Genomic DNA, 18,115 nt, shown 5'->3' with positions numbered 1-18,115 from the left:
GCCCACAAAAAAGCCCCGCCGAAGCGGGGCTTTTTTGTGGCTACCAGCCTCAGCTGTTGAACACATCCTCAACAGACTTCAGCGGATAGTGCTGCGGATAGGGCAGCGTCGCCACACCACTCTCGATGGCTGCCTTGGCTACTGCGTCGGCTACGACGGTGATCAGGCGGGCATCCATCGGCTTGGGGATGATGTATTCACGACCGAAAGACAGCTCGATACCGCCATAGGCATCGCAGACTTCCTGCGGCACCGGAAGCTTCGCCAGATCACGCAGGGCGTTGGCGGCGGCGATCTTCATCTCTTCGTTGATACGGGTCGCGCGCACATCCAGCGCACCACGGAAGATGAAGGGGAAGCCAAGAACGTTGTTGACCTGGTTCGGGTAATCCGAACGACCGGTGGCCATGATCACGTCGGAGCGCGTCTCATGCGCCAGCTCCGGCTTGATCTCCGGATCCGGATTGGAGCAGGCAAAGACGATCGGGTTGGCCGCCATGCGCTTGAGGTCTTCCGGGCTCAGCAGGTTGGCACCGGACAGGCCGACGAACACGTCCGCCCCTTCCAGCGCATCGGACAAGCTGCGTTTGTCGGTCGCGTGAGCGAACACGGCCTTGTACTGATTGAGGTCGTCACGGCCGGCGTGGATCACACCCTTGCGGTCGAGCATATAGATGTTCTCAACCTGTGCGCCCATGCTCACCAGCAGCTTCATGCAGGAAATGGCCGCAGCCCCGGCACCCAGGCAAACGATCTTGGCCTGTTCCAGAGACTTGCCGGCGATTTCCAGCGCGTTGAGCATGCCTGCCGCGGTAACGATGGCCGTACCGTGCTGATCATCGTGAAACACCGGAATGTCGCACTGCTCGATCAGCGCTCGTTCGATCTCGAAGCACTCGGGCGCCTTGATGTCTTCCAGGTTGATGCCACCGAAGGTGATGGAGATGCGTTTGACGGTGTCGATGAAGGCCTGCGGACTCTCGGAATCGACCTCGATATCGAACACGTCGATGCCGGCGAAGCGCTTGAACAGCACACCCTTGCCTTCCATCACCGGCTTGGAGGCCAGCGGACCGAGGTTGCCCAGACCGAGAATGGCAGTACCGTCGGAGATCACTGCTACCAGGTTGCCTTTGCCGGTGTAGCGGTAGGCCAGCTCGGCGTCGCGGGCGATTTCCCGTACCGGCTCGGCAACGCCCGGGCTATAGGCCAGGGACAGGTCGCGCGCAGTGGCGGTCGGCTTGGTCAGCTCGACGCTGAGTTTTCCCGGGCGGGGTTGAGCGTGATACTCGAGAGCGGCAGTTTTAAGATCGGACATTTCGGCGATTTCCGCTTTGCTATGAAGGCAGGCGGCCGAGGATACGCAAGAAGGTCGAGCCCCACAAGACTGGGGCTTGCAGGGAGTTAGCGGACGACCTTGAGCCAATCGCCAGGTTGTGGCTGACCGGTCGGATACAGACCATTCAACAAACGCAAGCGCCGCAAGCGGTCACCCTCGCCCTGCATCTGTTCGCTCAGTTTCTCCAGGCCCTGCCCGCTCTTGAACTGCACCAAGCGCAGACGATAGGCCTCGGCCAGAGCCTGCTCATGAGCCTGTAGCGGCCGCACACTGCGCACGATGCCCATGAAACGCGGATCGGCAGCATCCAATGAGCCACCATTTTTGACCGCCCCCACGAACAGGAAGGCTTCGCGCTCGCGCATCAACACCACCACCCGCTTGGCCGCGCTGCCCGGCACCACGCCACTGACCCCATCCATACCTGCCTGCTGGAAGCTTTGCTCCTGGGCCAGCGCACGCCCACCGGTTCGTTGGCGCACGAACGCCTGCGCACTCATCGACTGCTGCACGGGCTCCATGCTCATGACCAGAAACGCCTGCTGATCGGCGCTGTGCACGATTAACGCGTCGGGCCGATTGATCAACCCCCACCCTTGCGGAATGCCCAGGGTGAAATCGAGCCCGCGGTGATAGAAGCGCTGCCCCCGGCGCACACCAGCTTCGGTCGAATCGCCAAACGGCATGCCGTCGATCTGACGCAGGTAGGTATCGCGCCCGACCTCGCCTTGGCCATTGGCCAGAGGCGTGGCAGCTGCCACCACCTGACGCAGCCGGGTATCGTTGTCCGGGTGAGTATCGAACAGGCCGTGATAGCCGCTCGGCGCTGCCTCCTGCCCCTTGGCGCGCGCCTCGTCGCGAGCGAAGTCCTCCTGACTCTTGAGCACTTCGACCACCTCGATCATCGCCTGCGGATCGTAGCCGGCGCGCGCCAGGTACTGGGCGCCCAGGCCATCGGCCTCCAACTCCATGTCGCGGCCATAGCCGCTGACAATCGCGCCGCCCAGCACATTGGTCAAATCACCGGCCGCGCCGACACCTGTACCGATGGCCACTGCTTGCCCAAGGATGTTCCACGCCGTGGACTGGCTCTGCTGCCGTACGCTGTGGCGCGCGGTGACGTGCCCTACTTCATGACCCAATACAGCTGCCAGCTGCGCCTCTGAGTCGAGGTAAGCCATTAGCCCACGATGGATATAAATGTGCCCACCGGGAATGGCGAAGGCGTTGATGTCCGGCGAATCAATAACCGTGAAATGGTAGGTCAGGTGACTGCGATGACCATGGCGAGCAACGCGCTCACCGACACGCTGTACATAGGCCTGCAGCTTCTCATCGGCATAACGCGGGTATTGCCTGGCAATCTCCTGGGCATAGTTGCGACCCAGTTCGATCTCCTGCCGCTCACTCATCATCACGAAGTCGGTTTTGCCGGTGGCCGGGTTAACCGCACAACCGGTCAGCTGGACGAGCAGAGGCAACAGCAACAAAAGACGCAGCTTCATCAGAGCACCTCGAGCATCGCCGCATGACTCAGCGGCAGCATCCAGCGGGCCTGGCCCGGTTGTACGCCGCCGCGCCGGGTGCGGTCAATTACCCAGCCGCGCACCTCTACCTCGCGCCCAACCAGGCTCTGCAACGCTTCCACATCGAAATAACGCAGCAACTTCGGCTCGACACGCAGCACCAGCGGCCCGTCCAGTTCAATCCAGAGGCCACCGCGATTGCGCAGCACCTGGTCTACACGCCCGCGCACCAGGGCAAAGCCGCCGCCACGCAGATCAAAGGGGCTGACAACCTGTCGCTGCTGCCACAAGCCCCGGCGCTGCTGCCGCGCAGCCTGCTCGGCGCTGCGCTGGCAGTCCTCCAGCCCATTCGCCGGCTCGAAAGCGACCCGGTAGCCGAGCCCCTCGGCCAACAGCTGCGCCTCCAGATTGTGACCGCCGCGGTCATAGGCATGCGCCAGGGTGCGCCCGTAGTGATCACGCGGCTTGGTGCCCAGGCGCAGACCGACGCGGCCATCATTGGCCGCCACCAGCGCCTGCAGCCGCTTGGTCGCCGCCTCCGCATAGGGCTCGGCCGGGCGGCCGTCACGCGCGCGCTCCGGCGCATTGATACCAATCAGACGCACGCTGCGCCCGTCTCGCAGACGCAGGGTATCGCCATCCACCACCTTGCTTACCGGCTGCTGCGCCAGCCCCTCGGCCAGCGGGCAGAACGCCTGCACCGGCGCAGCCAGGCCGACAGAAACGAAAAAGGCGCCCACTAGGGACGCCTTTTTCAGCAGTGTGGAGCGAACCACGCTTCGGCTTACTTGCTGCCGAACACACCGAAACGCTGCTTGAAGCGATCGATACGGCCGCCAGTGTCCAGCACTTTCTGCTTACCGGTGTAGAACGGGTGGCATTCGGAGCACACGTCCAGGCTCAGCGGCTTGCACAGGGTGGAGCGGGTCTTGATGACGTTGCCACAGCTGCAGGTAGCGGTGACTTCTTCGTACTGCGGATGGATATCGGCTTTCATCGCGTTTTCCTCGGTTGGGCGTGCCGCCACCCGGCCATTCGCCGAGCACCGCACATAAATAGGCCGCGCACTATACCAGACCTCCACCTTCACGCAAGCCAAGGGGCGAACGTGGCGACGTGCGGCCGTGCTAGCATCGCGCCTTCGCTTCCGGAGCCCGCCGTGCCTGACACCATCCTGCGCCTCGCCTTGCCCTCGCCCTTGCGCCGCCTGTTCGACTACCTGGCGCCAGCAGGCGTGCCGCGTGCCGCACTGCAGCCAGGCGTGCGCCTGCGCGTGCCGTTCGGTAATCGCCAGGTAATCGGCGTACTGGTGGAGCTGGCGCAGACCACCGATGTGCCGCGAGACAAGCTCAAGCCGGCCCTGGACCTGCTCGATCGCACCCCGCCGCTACCGGCAGCGCTGTTCAAGCTATGCCTATGGACCGCTCAGTACTACCAGCACAGCCTCGGCGACACCCTGAGCTGGGCCCTGCCGGTATTGTTGCGCCAGGGCGAGCCAGCCGAGCAGCGCCAGGAACGCTACTGGCACGCCAGCGAAGGCGCCAGCCCGGACGACCCTCGCCTGGCACGCGCGCCACGCCAACGCGAGGCCCTGCGCGCCCTGGCCCAGCACCAGCATGGCGTGGCGCACAGCCTGCTGAGCAAGCTGCAACTGAACAAGGACAGTCTCGACCTGCTACTGGATAAGGGCCTGGCCCGCGTCGAAGTGCGCCGCAGCGCGCCACTGCAGCGCCACGGCGGCTGGCTGGCGCAACCGGAGCTGCCGCTCAACGCCGAACAGCGTGCCGCCTTCAATGCCGTGCAATCGGGCATGGGCGACTTCGGCGCCTACCTGCTCTATGGCGTGACCGGCAGCGGCAAGACCGAGGTTTACCTGCAGTTGATCCGTCACTGCCTAGAGGCCGGCCAGCAGGCCCTGGTACTGATCCCGGAAATCAACCTGGGGCCACAGACGGTGGAGCGCTTCGCTCGCCGCTTCAATGCGCGCATCGCCCTGCTGCATTCCGGGGTCAACGACCGCGAACGCCTGGACGCCTGGCTGGCGGCCCGCGACGGCGAGGCCGATATCATCATCGGCACCCGCTCGGCGCTGTTCACGCCGATGAAAAACCAGGGCCTGATCATCGTCGACGAGGAACACGACGCCTCTTATAAACAGCAGGAAGGCCTGCGCTACCACGCCCGTGATCTGGCCCTAGTGCGCGCACGCCAGGAAAACCTGCCGATCGTGCTCGGCTCCGCCACGCCGTCACTGGAAAGCCTGCACAACGCCCACGCCGGGCGCTACGCCCTGCTCAAGCTCGGCCAACGCGCCGGCAACGCCCAGCCGCCGCGCTTCCTGCGCCTGGACGTGAAGAGCCTGCCGCTGGATTCCGGCATCTCCGGCCCGCTGCAACAGGCCATCCGCCAGACCCTGGAAGCTGGCCAGCAGGTACTGGTGTTCCTCAATCGCCGCGGTTTCGCCCCCACCCTGCTGTGCCACGACTGCGGCTGGATCAGCCAGTGCCCGCGCTGCGACGCGCGCATGACCCTGCACCAGCGCCACCACGAGTTACGCTGCCACCACTGCGGTCACGTCGAACGGCCTCCACGCAACTGCCCGGACTGCCAGAAGGTCGACCTGCGCCCGGTCGGCGCCGGCACCGAGCGCGCCGAAGAGCGCCTGGCCATCCTCTTTCCACAGTTCCCGGTGCTGCGTATCGACCGCGACACCACGGCGCGCAAGGGCGCCATGGACAAGCTGTTCGCCACCATCAATAAGGGCGAGCCGTGCATTCTGGTCGGCACCCAGATGCTCGCCAAGGGTCATCACTTCCCGCGGGTCACCTTGGTAGCCATCCTCGATGCCGACGGCGGGCTGTTCTCCGCCGACTTCCGCGCCAGCGAGCGCATGGCCCAGCTGATCGTGCAGGTCGCCGGGCGTGCCGGGCGCGCCGAGGAAGCCGGCAAGGTGGTCGTGCAAAGCCATATGGCCGACCACCCTCTGCTGGTGCAACTGACCGAGCAGGGTTACCCGGCCTTCGCCGAACAGGCACTGAGCGAGCGCCGCGGCGCTGGATTGCCGCCCTTCTCCCACCTGGCCCTGTTGCGCGGCGAAGCGCACAAACCGGGCCAGGCCGAGGCGTTTCTCGACCTGGCCTGCACCTACGCCGAACAGCTGCGTGATGAACAGAAGCTCGCCGGTATCGAATTGCTTGGCCCGGTTCCGGCGCCCATGGAACGTCGGGCTGGTCGCTTTCGCGCGCAGTTGCTGCTGCAAGGCAGCAGTCGCGCGGCGCTGCACAAGCTGCTGGCGCATTGGCTGCCGATACTCGAAGCCATGCCCGAAGGCCGTGCGGTGCGCTGGTCGCTGGATGTCGACCCCATCGATCTGTTCTGAGGCGTAGCCCGGATGCATTCCGGGATGACCTACCCCGGATTGCATCCGGGCTACGAAGGAAACGGCTCCGCATGCCGGTGGCTAGCCGTCGATGGCTACCTCTATAATGCGCAGTTTTCGACCAGCCGCGGCCGACCGAGCAGACCATGAAAGACACTATTCGCCACCTGATCCAGCAAGCCCTGACCCGCCTCACCGCCGACGGTGTGCTGCCCGAGGGCCTGACGCCGACCATTCAGGTGGAGAACACCAAGGACAAGAGCAACGGCGACTTTGCCAGCAACATCGCCATGATGCTGGCAAAGCCGGCCGCCATGAAACCGCGCGACCTGGCCGAGAAACTGGTCGCCGCGCTGCCGAGCGATGCTGGCATCAGCAAGGTGGAAATCGCCGGCCCGGGCTTTCTCAACTTCTTCCAGAACAGTGACGCCCTGGCCCAGCGCCTGGAAGCGGCCCTGGCCGACGCCAAGCTCGGCGTCAGCAAGAACGGCGCGGCGCAGCGCGTGGTGGTCGACCTCTCCGCGCCCAACCTGGCCAAGGAGATGCACGTCGGTCACCTGCGCTCGACCATCATCGGTGACGGCGTGGCCCGCGTGCTGGAATTCCTCGGCGACGAGGTGATCCGCCAGAACCACGTGGGCGACTGGGGCACTCAGTTCGGCATGCTGCTGGCCTACATGCAGGAAAATCCGGCCGCCGCCGAGAGCGAACTGGCCGACCTCGAAGGTTTCTACCGCGCCGCCAAGAAACGCTTCGACGACAGCGCCGAATTCGCCGAGCGCGCCCGCCAGCTGGTGGTCGAGTTGCAGGCCGGCGATGCCGAGTGCATGCGTCTGTGGCACCGCTTCAACGATATTTCCCTGAGCCACTGCCAGGCCCTCTATGACCGTCTCGGGGTCAAGCTGTCGATGACCGACGTCAAAGGCGAGAGCGCCTACAACGACGACCTGGCCAACGTCATCGCCGACCTCGCGGCCAAGGGCCTGCTGACCGAGGACAACGGCGCCCAGTGCGTGTTCATGGACGAGTTCAAGAACGCCGAGGGCAACCCGCTGCCGCTGATCGTGCAGAAGGCCGGTGGCGGCTATCTATACGCCACCACTGACCTGGCCGCCACCCGCTACCGCGCCAATGTACTCAAGGCCGACCGCGCCCTGTACTTCGTCGACCAGCGCCAGGCCCTGCACTTCCAGATGGTCTTCGCCTGCGCCCGCCTGGCTGGCTTCGTGCCGGCGAGCATGGAGCTCGAGCACATGGGCTTCGGCACCATGAACGGCCCGGACGGCAAGCCGTTCAAGACCCGCGACGGCGGAACCGTAAAGCTGGTCGAACTGCTCGACGAGGCCGAGCAGCGTGCCTACGCCCTGGTCAAGGAGAAGAATCCGGAGCTGGGTGAAGACGAGCTGCGCCAGATCGCCCGCGTGGTCGGTATCGCCTCGGTGAAATACGCCGACCTGTCCAAACACCGCACCAGCGACTACCGCTTCAACTTCGAGCTGATGCTGAGTTTCGAGGGCAACACCGCACCTTACCTGCTGTACGCCTACACCCGTGTCGCCAGCGTGTTCCGCAAGCTGGGCAAGGACGTCAGCCAGATCGGCGGACAGATCCGCATCGAAGCGCCGCAGGAACAGGCCCTGGCCGGCAAGCTGGCACAATTCGCCGACACCCTGGGCAACGTCGCCAGCAAGGGCGAACCACACCAGCTGTGCGCCTACCTGTACGACCTGGCCGGGCTGTTCTCCAGCTTCTACGAGAACTGCCCGATCCTCGCCGCCGAGGACGAAGCCACCCAGCAGAGCCGCCTGCGCCTGGCTGCCCTTACTGGCCGCACCCTCAAACAGGGCCTGGAACTGCTCGGCCTACCGACCCTGGAGCGCATGTAAGTGGCGGCGAAGAAGAAGCCGGCTCCCAAGCGCGGCGCCAGCCGTTACCAGGCCCCCGCGAAGAAACCCGTGCCCGGCTGGGTGTGGCTGGCGTGCGGCCTGGTCATCGGTGGTTTCTTCATGTTCCTGTTCAGCCTGGAACCGGGCCGCGACGAGGTGAAGCGCGCCAAGCCTGAACAGGCCAAGAAGACCGTACAACAAAAGCCGCAGGCCCAGCCCGAGGCGAACAAGCCCAAGTACGACTTCTACACCCTGCTGCCGGAGTCCGAGGTCATCGTGCCGCCGGAGGCGATACCCGATACGCCCAAACCGCCTGCGCAGAAGCCGGTAACGCCCGAGGAGGCGGCGAAGATCGACGCTGCCCGCGCCCAGGCCGCGCTCAATGGCGAAACGCCGCCGCCTCCGCCCGTGGTAGCCCAGGCGCCGCTGACCACCCAGTACTTCCTCCAGGCCGGTTCTTTTCGCAAGCGCGAGGACGCCGACAAGGTACGCGCGCAGATCCTCCTGCTCGGCCAGAACGTGCAAGTGGAGTCCGGCAAGGTGCGTGAGGAAACCTGGCACCGCGTGCTGGTCGGCCCCTTCGCCAGCCGCGAGCAGCTTGGCGGTGCGCAGAAACAGCTCGCCGGCAGCGGCTTCAGCAACCTGCTGTTACAGCAACGCCAGGTCCGTTGATCCGCGATCTGCCCTTGCCCGGTTGAAAAGCCGGGCAGGCTCCCCCATCTGATTCTCCATTCGGGCACTTCGCCCCGCTGCGTGGAGATTCACCTTTGACCACCATCGTTTCAGTCCGCCGCAACGGCAAAGTCGTCATGGGCGGCGACGGCCAGGTTTCCCTCGGCAACACCGTGATGAAAGGCAACGCCAAGAAAGTCCGGCGCCTGTACCACGGCCAGGTGCTGGCCGGCTTCGCCGGCGCCACCGCCGACGCCTTTACCCTGTTCGAGCGTTTCGAAGGCCAACTGGAAAAACACCAGGGCCACCTGATCCGCGCCGCCGTCGAGCTGGCCAAGGACTGGCGCACCGACCGCAGCCTGAGCCGCCTGGAAGCCATGCTGGCGGTGGCCAACAAGGACGCCTCGCTGATCATCACCGGCAACGGCGATGTGGTCGAACCCGAACACGGCCTGATCGCCATGGGCTCCGGCGGAGGTTTCGCCCAGGCCGCCGCCCTGGCCCTGCTGCAGAAAACCGAACTGTCTGCCCGTGAAATCACCGAAACCGCGTTGAACATTGCCGGCTCCATCTGTGTCTTCACTAACCAGAACCTGACTATCGAGGAAGAAGACTGCGCTGAATAAGCGCAGCTTCCGTTGGAGTATCGCTGCATGTCCATGACACCCCGCGAGATCGTTTCCGAGCTCAACCGCCACATCATCGGCCAGGACGACGCCAAGCGCGCCGTGGCCATCGCCCTGCGCAACCGCTGGCGGCGCATGCAGTTGCCGGCCGAGCTGCGCCAGGAAGTGACGCCAAAGAACATCCTGATGATCGGCCCCACCGGCGTCGGCAAGACCGAGATTGCCCGTCGCCTGGCCAAGCTGGCCAACGCCCCGTTCCTGAAAGTTGAAGCGACCAAATTCACCGAGGTCGGCTATGTCGGCCGTGATGTCGAGTCGATCATCCGCGACCTGGCCGATGCTGCACTGAAACTGCTGCGCGAGCAGGAAGTACAGAAGATGCGCCACCGCGCCGAGGACGCCGCCGAGGAGCGCATCCTCGACGCCCTGCTGCCGCCGGCGCGCGCCGGCTTCAACGAAGACCCGGCACCGAGCCAGGACTCCAACACCCGCCAGCTGTTCCATAAGCGCCTGCGCGAAGGCCAGCTGGACGACAAGGAAATCGATATCGAAGTTTCCGACACGCCGGTCGGCGTGGAAATCATGTCGCCACCGGGCATGGAAGAGATGACCAACCAGCTGCAGAGCCTGTTCTCCGGCCTCAACAAGGGCAAGAAGAAGACCCGCAAGCTCAAGGTCAAGGACGCGCTCAAGCTGATTCGCGACGAAGAGGCCGCGCGCCTGGTCAACGAGGAAGAGCTCAAGTCCCGCGCCCTGGAAGCAGTCGAGCAGCACGGCATCGTGTTCATCGATGAGATCGACAAGGTCGCCAAGCGCGGCAATGTCGGCGGCGCCGATGTCTCCCGCGAAGGCGTGCAGCGCGACCTGCTGCCGCTGATCGAAGGCTGCACGGTCAACACCAAGCTGGGCATGGTCAAGACCGACCACATCCTGTTCATCGCCTCCGGCGCCTTCCACTTGTCCAAGCCCAGCGATCTGGTGCCCGAGCTGCAGGGCCGTCTGCCGATCCGCGTCGAACTCAAGGCCCTGTCGCCGCAGGACTTCGAGCGCATCCTCACCGAGCCGCACGCGGCGCTGACCGAGCAATACCGCGAGTTGCTCAAGACCGAGGGGCTGAACATCGAGTTCGCGCCGGACGGCATCCAGCGCATCGCCGAGATTGCCTGGCAGGTCAACGAGAAGACCGAGAACATCGGCGCCCGACGCCTGCACACCCTGCTCGAACGCCTGCTGGAGGAAGTCTCCTTCAGTGCCGGCGACCTGGCGGGCCAGCAGAACGGCGAAGCGATTCGCATCGACGCCGCCTACGTCAACGGCCACCTCGGCGAGCTGGCCAAGGACGAAGACCTGTCGCGCTATATCCTGTAATCAGGCACTACCAGCCCGGAGCGATCCGGGCTGTTTCACCGCAAGCGGAACCGAATATGCCCACGCCCAGCGCGATCAAACTGCACAAGCTGTCAAAGACCCTGGAGCTGCGCTACGGCGAACAGAGCTATTCGCTGAGTGCCGAGTTCCTGCGCGTGCATTCGCCCTCGGCCGAGGTGCAGGGCCACGGCAAACCTATCCTGCAGACCGGCAAACTCAAGGTCGGCCTGGAACGGATCGAGCCCGCTGGCAACTATGCACTGAAATTGTGCTTCGACGATGGCCACGACAGCGGCCTGTACACCTGGGATTACCTCTACCAGCTCGCCACCCGCCAGGACGCGCTGTGGGCCGACTATCTGGCCGAACTGGCCGCCGCCGGCAAATCCCGCGACCCGGACGAATCCGTAGTTCGCCTGATGCTTTAACCCTCCCCTGGCCAAACACCTAAGCCAGAGCCTCGCGCAATATTCCCTTCATACCTAGAGCGCATTTTCTAATCGCGCCCGGCATACTCGCGCCCGCTTGCAGCCTGCATCGGCGAGCTTGCGCAAAAATGGAAACTCGGGTAACCAAGGAACTGGCAGGTTCCATGCATTTAGCAGCGCTAGATGCGAAGAAAGCGCGGAAGTATTCCGCACCCGGCAACCCGAGCAGTACCAGCCCTTCGCCCTGTGTCCGCGTTGCACAGCTGCAGTTGGTATTCGTCTCTGGACAATGGAGTGTTGTAGATGACCCAGAAGAACAATGAAGACCTGCATCGCCAAGCCTCGGAAAACACCTTGGGGTTGAACCCGGTGATCGGCTTGCGCGGCAAGGATCTACTTACCTCTGCCCGCATGGTGCTGGCCCAAGCCATCAAGCAGCCTTTGCACAGCGCCAAGCACGCAACCCACTTTGCCCTCGAACTCAAGCGCGTGATGCTCGGCCAATCAGAGCTGACCCCGGAAGAAGGTGATCGACGCTTCGCCGACCCGGCCTGGTCGCAAAACCCGCTGTATCGCCGCTACCTGCAGACCTATCTGGCCTGGCGCAAGGAACTGCACGACTGGATCGAGGACAGCAACCTCACCGACCAGGACACCAGCCGCGGCCACTTCGTCATCAACCTGATGACCGAGGCCATGGCGCCGACCAACAGCATGGCCAATCCGGCGGCGGTGAAACGTTTCTTCGAGACCGGCGGCAAGAGCCTGCTCGACGGCCTCTCCCACCTGGCCAAGGACATCATCAACAACGGCGGCATGCCCAGCCAGGTCAACATGGACGCCTTCGAGGTCGGCAAGAACCTGGCCACCAGCGAAGGCGCCGTGGTGTTCCGCAACGACCTGCTGGAGCTGATCCAGTACAAGCCGACCACCGAGCAGGTCCACGAGCGCCCGCTGCTGGTGGTGCCACCGCAGATCAACAAGTTCTACGTCTTCGACCTGTCGCCGGAGAAAAGCGTGGCGCGCTTCCTGCTGCGCAGCCATGTACAGACCTTCGTGGTGAGCTGGCGCAACCCGACCAAGGCCCAGCGCGAGTGGGGCCTGTCGACCTACATCGAGGCACTCAAGGAAGCCATCGACGTGGTCAGCGACATTACCGGCAGCAAGGACGTCAACATGCTCGGCGCCTGCTCCGGCGGTATCACCACCGCCTCGCTGCTCGGCCACTACGCCGCCATTGGCGAGAAGAAGGTCAACGCCCTGACCCTGCTGGTCAGCGTGCTGGACACCAAGCTGGACACCCAGGTCGCCCTGTTCGCCGACGAGAAGACACTGGAAGCCGCCAAACGCCGCTCGTACCAGACCGGCGTTCTGGAGGGTAAAGACATGGCCAAGGTGTTCGCCTGGATGCGACCCAACGACCTGATCTGGAACTACTGGGTCAACAACTACCTGCTGGGCAACGAGCCGCCGGTATTCGACATCCTCTACTGGAACAACGACACCACGCGCCTGCCGGCCGCCCTGCACGGCGACCTGATCGAATTGTTCAAGACCAACCCGCTGACCCGGCCCAATGCCCTGGAAGTCTGCGGCACGCCCATCGACCTCAAGCAGGTCACCAGCGACATCTACTGCGTGGCCGGCACCACCGACCACATCACGCCCTGGGAGGCCTGTTACAAGTCATCCCTGCTGTTCGGCGGCAAGGTCGAGTTCGTGCTGTCCAACAGCGGCCACATCCAGAGCATCCTCAACCCGCCGGGCAACCCCAAGGCGCGCTTCAATACCAATAGCGAGCCGGCCGCCAATGCCCGTGAGTGGCAGGAGAACGCCACCAAACATGCCGACTCCTGGTGGCTGCATTGGCAGCAATGGCTGACCGAGCGCTCCGGCAAACTGAAGAAAGCGCCCGCCAGCCTGGGCAACAAGAAACATCCGGAAGGCGAAGCCGCTCCGGGCACCTATGTGCACGAGCGCTGACAGGCGCTCGGACAACAACAGCAACGCTGCACCTTGCGCAGTACTGCCCCGCGGCACCCGGATGTGCCGCACACGCTCCGGCGCCCAGGCGTCCGGCGCGTGCCCGCCACGGCGGGAGATTGGCGCGCGGCCGCGGACGGCCGCTCTCCACGGATCCATGTATAGGGCCTAGCGCATGTCGCAACCATTTGCATTCCGTAGCATCGAACTGGATGGCCAGATCATCCGTACCGCAGTTCGCCCGGGCAATAGCAGCCTGCCACCGCTGCTGATCTTCAATGGCATCGGTGCCAACCTGGAGTTGGTGATGCCTTTCGTCTCGGCACTCGACCCGGATCTGGAAGTGATCGCCTTCGACGTGCCCGGGGTCGGCGGCTCCTCAACGCCAAGCACGCCGTATCGTTTCCCCGGCCTGGCCAAGCTGGCCGCGCGCATGCTCGACTACCTCGACTACGGCCAGGTCAATGCCATCGGCGTGTCCTGGGGTGGTGCACTGGCCCAGCAGTTCGCCCACGACTATCCCGAGCGCTGCAAGAAACTGGTGCTGGCCGCCACCTCGGCCGGCGCCGTAATGGTGCCGGGCAAGCCCAAGGTGCTCTGGCGCATGGCCAGCCCGCGACGCTACATCCAGCCGTCCTATGGCGTACACATCGCTCCGGATATCTACGGCGGCGCCTTCCGCCGCGACCCCAAGCTGGCGCTGTCACATGCCAGCAAGGTGCGCTCAGGCGGCAAGATGGGCTACTACTGGCAGCTGTTCGCCGGCCTCGGCTGGACCAGCATCCACTGGCTGCATCGCATCCGTCAGCCCACCCTGGTGCTGGCCGGCGACGACGATCCGATCATCCCACTGGTCAACATGCGCCTGCTGGCCTGGCGTATTCCCAATGCGGAACTGCATGTGATTGACGATGGTCACCTGTTCCTCGTGACCCGCGCCGAAGCCGTGGCGCCGATCATCATGACTTTCCTTCAGGAGGAGCGGCAGCGCGCCGTCATGCATCCACAACCGATGCCCGCACGCAGCCACTGATCGCACAACTGTAGTGCTACTCCGGCAGGCTCGCCCCAAAGCGAGGCCCGCCGGTCACGGAAGAGATTTTGCGCGGCAGTCTGGAATGCACCCCGGCGCGCCTTGGTACAAGCCTTGCTGTCATGCCTATGACAGTTTGACGACGGAGCCTGCCCCATGCGTGAAAAGACTGCATCAGGATCATTACCGGTACCCGCAAACTTCATGAACGCGCAAAGCGCCATGGTCGGCGTGCGCGGACGTGATCTGTTCTCCACCTTGCGCACCCTGGCCTTTCAGGGCCTGCGCCAACCGGTGCACAGCACACGTCATCTGCTGGCCTTCGGCAAGCAGCTCGGCCGCGTGATGCTCGGCGACACCCCCTACCAGCCCAACCCGCAGGACAGCCGCTTCAGCGACCCCACCTGGCAGCTCAACCCCTTCTACCGGCGCAGCCTGCAGGCCTACCTGGCCTGGCAGCGTCAGCTCAAGGCCTGGATCGACGAGAGCGACCTGTCGCCGGACGACCGCACCCGCGCACATTTCCTGTTCTCCCTGCTCAACGACGCGTTCGCTCCGTCCAACACCCTGCTCAATCCGCTGGCACTCAAGGAGCTGTTCAACAGCGGTGGCACCAGCGTGCTGCGCGGTGCCCGCCATCTGCTCGATGACCTGCTGCACAACGGTGGCATGCCACAGCAGGTGGACAGGCGCGCCTTCGAAGTTGGCGGCAACCTGGCGATGACGCCCGGCTCGGTGGTGTTCCGCTGCGAGATGTTCGAGCTGATCCACTACAAGCCGATGAGCGAAAAGCAGTACGCCGTGCCTCTGCTGATGGTGCCGCCGCAGATCAACAAGTTCTACATCTTCGACCTGTCGCCGGAGAAGAGCTTCATCCAGTACTGCCTGAAGAACGACCTGCAGGTATTCATGATCAGCTGGCGCAATCCGGATGCTCGCCATCGTGAGTGGGGGCTGTCCAGCTATGTGCAGGCGGTGGAGGAAGCCAGTGACGTCTGCCGTGCCATCACCGGCAGCAAGGAGGTCAACCTGCTGGGCGCCTGTGCCGGCGGTCTGACCATCGCCGCCCTGCAAGGTCACCTGCAGGCCAAGCGCCAGCTGCGCAAGGTCGGCTGCGCTACTTATCTGGTCAGCCTGATGGATGCCCAGGTGGAAAGCCCGGCGATGCTGTTCGCCGATGAGCAGACCCTGGAGTCGGCCAAACGCCGCTCCTACCAGAGCGGCGTACTGGACGGCGGCGACATGGCCCGGGTGTTCGCCTGGATGCGCCCCAACGACCTGATCTGGAACTACTGGGTCAACAACTACCTGATGGGCAAGGAACCGCCGGCCTTCGACATCCTCTACTGGAACAACGACAACACCCGCCTGCCCGCCGCGCTGCACGGCGACCTGCTCGACCTGTTCAAGCACAACCCGCTGACGCGCAGCGGCGGCATGGAAATCTGCGGCACGCCGATCGACCTGTCCAAGGTCAACACCGACAGTTTCAGCGTGGCCGGCATCAACGACCACATCACCCCCTGGGACTCGGTCTATCGCTCAGCCCTGCTGCTCGGCGGCAACCGCCGCTTCGTGCTGTCCAATAGCGGGCATATCCAGAGCATCCTCAACCCGCCGGGCAACCCCAAGGCCACCTACTTCGAGAACGGCAAGCTGACCAGCGATCCACGTGCCTGGTATCACGACGCTGAAAAGAAGACCGGCAGTTGGTGGCCACAATGGCTGGAATGGATTCAGCAGCACTCTGGCGAACAGCGCGAGAGCGTGTTCAGTGTGGGCAACAAACAGTACCCAGCCATGGAAGCCTCCCCCGGCACCTACGTGCACGTGCGCTAGAAAACACTGGCCGGGCTTCGCCCCGGCCAGTTATCGTCAGCGCTCCTGCGGCCATAACAAGATCACGGAATGAAGACGCGCGACCGCATCCTGCAATGCGCCCTGCAGCTTTTCAACGAGCAGGGCGAGCCCAATGTCTCCACCCTGGAGATCGCCACCGAGATGGGCATCAGCCCAGGCAATCTCTATTACCACTTCCACGGCAAGGAGCCGTTGATCCTCGAATTGTTCGAGCGCTTCCAGGCCGAACTGGCACCACTGCTCGACCCGCCCGATGATGTCGATCTGGGCGCGGAAGACTACTGGCTGTTCCTCCACCTGATCGTCGAGCGCCTGGCGCAATACCGCTTCCTGTTCCAGGACCTCTCCAACCTGGCTGGCCGCTTGCCCAAGCTGGCCCGTGGCATTCGCCTGTGGCTCAACCAGCTCAAGCGCACCCTGGCCAGCCTGCTGGCGCGCCTTAAAACTCACAATCAGCTGCGTAGCGATACCGCAGCCCTTGGCCAACTGGTCGAACAGATCACACTGACGCTGCTGTTCTCCCTCGATTACCAACGCATCATTGGCGTCCAGGGCGAGAGTCGCCTGGTGGTCTTCCAGGTAATGATGCTGGTTGCCCCACACCTGAGCGAAGATGCCCGGCAAGCTGCCGAGCAGTTGGCACAGCGCTACCTCGAATGAGTCCCCTGAGTCCGAAATGAAAAACGCCCGGCACTAGGCCGGGCGTTTTTTGTCCCGCTTGAATCAGGACGATGTAGCAGGCGTAGCCGGGGCAGCCGCCGGAGCCGGCGCAGCTGGAGTTGCCGAAGCCGCTGCTGGAGCCGGCGCAGCAGGCTTGGCAGCGGCCGGTTTCTTCGCTGCAGGCTTCTTGGCTGCGGGTTTGGCCGCAGGCTTGGCAGCGGGTTTCGCCGCAGCTTTGGCCGCTGGCTTCGCGGCAGGCTTGGCAGCCGGTTTTACCGCAGGCTTGGCTACTGCTTTGGCAGCGGGTTTTGCCGCAGGCTTCGCAGCAGGTTTAGCGGCGGCTTTGACCGCAGGTTTGGCGGCAGGCTTGACCGACTTGACCGAAACGCCGGTGAGCTTTTCGATCTGCTTGGTCAGGCTGTCGACCTTGGTCTGCAGCGCCTTCACCTCATTGCGGCTCGGCACGCCCAGACGCGAGATGGCACTGTTCAGACGCTTGTCGAAAGCCTCTTCCAGCTCACCCCACTTGCCCATGGCCTTGCCCTTGACCTCATCGACCTTGGACTTGGCGGTGCCAACGGTGGTGCCGACGCTGGACTTGACCACGTCGAGTTGCTTGTCGACTTCGGTCTTGGCCTTCTTCTCGGCCTTCTCGCCATCCTTGACCAGACCGTCGAACAGCTTGTTGCCGTCGCTGCTGATCTTGGAATAGGCGCCGAGGCCGGCCAGCCAGATCTGCCGCGAGTACTTCTCGATCTCGCCGATCCAGGAACTGCTTTCCTTCTTGGCAACCGACTTCTTCGCTGTCGGTTTTGCCGCCGGTTTTGCTGCGGTAGGTTTCTTGACTGCCATCCTGCTCTCCTTATTGGGTACGGGCCACTCGCTCAAGCAACGCATTCAACTCATCGAGCTTAGCAGAGAGTGCCTCAACGTCCTGTTTGGAAGGAATACCCAGGCGGTTCAGGGCGGACGCTACGCGCGAGTCGAAGGCCTTCTCGATCTTGTCGAGCTGCACTTCGGCCTTGCCCTTCACTTCGGCAACGCGGCTCTTCACACCGCTGAGCTGGCTTTCGATCTGGCTGTTGGCGGCCTCGACCTGCTCGTTCACCAGCTTCTTGCCCTGTTTCTCGACGCCTTCGCCGGCCTTGACCAGCTCCTTGAAGTACTCGGCGCCTTCGGCACCGGCCTTGGCATAGGCACCCAGACCGGCCAGCCAGACCTTGCGGGCGTAGACCTTCACGTCGCTCAGAACAGCGGCTTTGCTTTCAACGGCTTCGACTTTCTTCTTGACGGCGGCTTTAGTGGCCATGGTGCACCTCACGCTCACAGTGATGTTGGGTTCGCCCTTTGCCAGG

Annotated in this window: 16 protein-coding genes; 10 read left to right on the top strand and 6 right to left on the bottom strand. The window is 63.9% G+C overall.

Translation table 11 applies throughout. From position 1 onward, the window contains the following. Nucleotides 1-49: 49 nt before the first annotated feature. The 4 genes from P7A97_RS02460 to rpmE form a co-directional block, all read right to left on the bottom strand. A complete protein-coding gene (locus tag P7A97_RS02460; protein WP_277688335.1) occupies nt 50-1,318 on the bottom strand; it encodes a malic enzyme-like NAD(P)-binding protein in 1,269 nt (422 codons plus the stop codon). 86 nt (nt 1,319-1,404) lie between these two features. Beyond that, complete coding sequence (locus P7A97_RS02455; RefSeq protein WP_277688334.1) at nt 1,405-2,844, bottom strand: M48 family metalloprotease; 1,440 nt, start codon at nt 2,842-2,844, stop codon at nt 1,405-1,407. Next, nucleotides 2,844-3,641 carry a thermonuclease family protein gene (locus tag P7A97_RS02450; protein WP_277688333.1) on the bottom strand — a complete coding sequence of 266 codons (798 nt, stop codon included), beginning with the start codon at nt 3,639-3,641 and terminating at the stop codon, nt 2,844-2,846. The genes P7A97_RS02455 and P7A97_RS02450 overlap by 1 nt, the downstream gene beginning before the upstream one ends. Before the next feature lie 8 nt (nt 3,642-3,649). Then, complete coding sequence (rpmE, locus tag P7A97_RS02445; protein ID WP_110683452.1) at nt 3,650-3,862, bottom strand: 50S ribosomal protein L31; 213 nt, start codon at nt 3,860-3,862, stop codon at nt 3,650-3,652. Between the two features lie 162 nt (nt 3,863-4,024). On the opposite strand from rpmE, the gene P7A97_RS02440 reads away from it, so the two are divergent. The 10 genes from P7A97_RS02440 to P7A97_RS02395 all read left to right on the top strand — a co-directional run bounded on the left by P7A97_RS02440 (nt 4,025) and on the right by P7A97_RS02395 (nt 16,760). Continuing rightward, complete coding sequence (locus P7A97_RS02440) at nt 4,025-6,244, top strand: primosomal protein N' (RefSeq protein ID WP_277688332.1); 2,220 nt, start codon at nt 4,025-4,027, stop codon at nt 6,242-6,244. A 146-nt stretch (nt 6,245-6,390) separates the two neighbouring features. Continuing rightward, nucleotides 6,391-8,130: an arginine--tRNA ligase gene (gene argS / locus P7A97_RS02435; RefSeq protein WP_277688331.1), complete on the top strand. Its 1,740-nt coding sequence runs from the start codon at nt 6,391-6,393 to the stop codon at nt 8,128-8,130. After that, nucleotides 8,131-8,802, top strand: coding sequence for an SPOR domain-containing protein (locus tag P7A97_RS02430; protein WP_277688330.1), 672 nt, complete (start codon nt 8,131-8,133; stop codon nt 8,800-8,802). A gap of 95 nt (nt 8,803-8,897) precedes the next feature. Then, nucleotides 8,898-9,428, top strand: a complete 531-nt coding sequence (hslV, locus tag P7A97_RS02425) for an ATP-dependent protease subunit HslV (RefSeq protein WP_277688329.1) — start codon at nt 8,898-8,900, stop codon at nt 9,426-9,428. 27 nt (nt 9,429-9,455) lie between these two features. Further along, entirely contained in the window at nt 9,456-10,796 is a 1,341-nt protein-coding gene (gene hslU, locus P7A97_RS02420) for an HslU--HslV peptidase ATPase subunit (protein ID WP_277688328.1), read from the top strand. A 56-nt stretch (nt 10,797-10,852) separates the two neighbouring features. Then, nucleotides 10,853-11,224, top strand: a complete 372-nt coding sequence (locus tag P7A97_RS02415; RefSeq protein ID WP_277688327.1) for a DUF971 domain-containing protein — start codon at nt 10,853-10,855, stop codon at nt 11,222-11,224. Between the two features lie 303 nt (nt 11,225-11,527). Continuing rightward, nucleotides 11,528-13,207 carry a class II poly(R)-hydroxyalkanoic acid synthase gene (gene phaC / locus P7A97_RS02410; RefSeq protein ID WP_277688326.1) on the top strand — a complete coding sequence of 560 codons (1,680 nt, stop codon included), beginning with the start codon at nt 11,528-11,530 and terminating at the stop codon, nt 13,205-13,207. Between the two features lie 175 nt (nt 13,208-13,382). Continuing rightward, nucleotides 13,383-14,240: a poly(3-hydroxyalkanoate) depolymerase gene (gene phaZ / locus P7A97_RS02405; protein ID WP_277688325.1), complete on the top strand. Its 858-nt coding sequence runs from the start codon at nt 13,383-13,385 to the stop codon at nt 14,238-14,240. 156 nt (nt 14,241-14,396) lie between these two features. Continuing rightward, the gene (phaC, locus tag P7A97_RS02400; protein ID WP_277688324.1) at nt 14,397-16,079 is read left to right on the top strand and encodes a class II poly(R)-hydroxyalkanoic acid synthase; all 1,683 of its coding nucleotides are present in this window, start codon (nt 14,397-14,399) and stop codon (nt 16,077-16,079) included. Between the two features lie 69 nt (nt 16,080-16,148). Further along, the gene (locus P7A97_RS02395; protein WP_277688323.1) at nt 16,149-16,760 is read left to right on the top strand and encodes a TetR/AcrR family transcriptional regulator; all 612 of its coding nucleotides are present in this window, start codon (nt 16,149-16,151) and stop codon (nt 16,758-16,760) included. A 63-nt stretch (nt 16,761-16,823) separates the two neighbouring features. Here P7A97_RS02395 and P7A97_RS02390 read toward each other — a convergent pair whose 3' ends face one another. Next, nucleotides 16,824-17,612, bottom strand: a complete 789-nt coding sequence (locus P7A97_RS02390) for a phasin family protein (protein ID WP_277688322.1) — start codon at nt 17,610-17,612, stop codon at nt 16,824-16,826. Nucleotides 17,613-17,622: 10 nt separating this feature from the next. Then, nucleotides 17,623-18,069, bottom strand: a complete 447-nt coding sequence (locus tag P7A97_RS02385) for a phasin family protein (RefSeq protein ID WP_277688321.1) — start codon at nt 18,067-18,069, stop codon at nt 17,623-17,625. Between the last annotated feature and the right edge of the window lie 46 nt (nt 18,070-18,115).

The sequence above is a fragment of the Pseudomonas sp. GOM6 genome, assembly GCF_029537485.1.
In the GTDB taxonomy this organism is placed as follows: domain Bacteria; phylum Pseudomonadota; class Gammaproteobacteria; order Pseudomonadales; family Pseudomonadaceae; genus Aquipseudomonas.
Note: the sequence above shows the minus strand (reverse complement) of the source record. Positions and strands in the feature narration are given on the sequence as shown.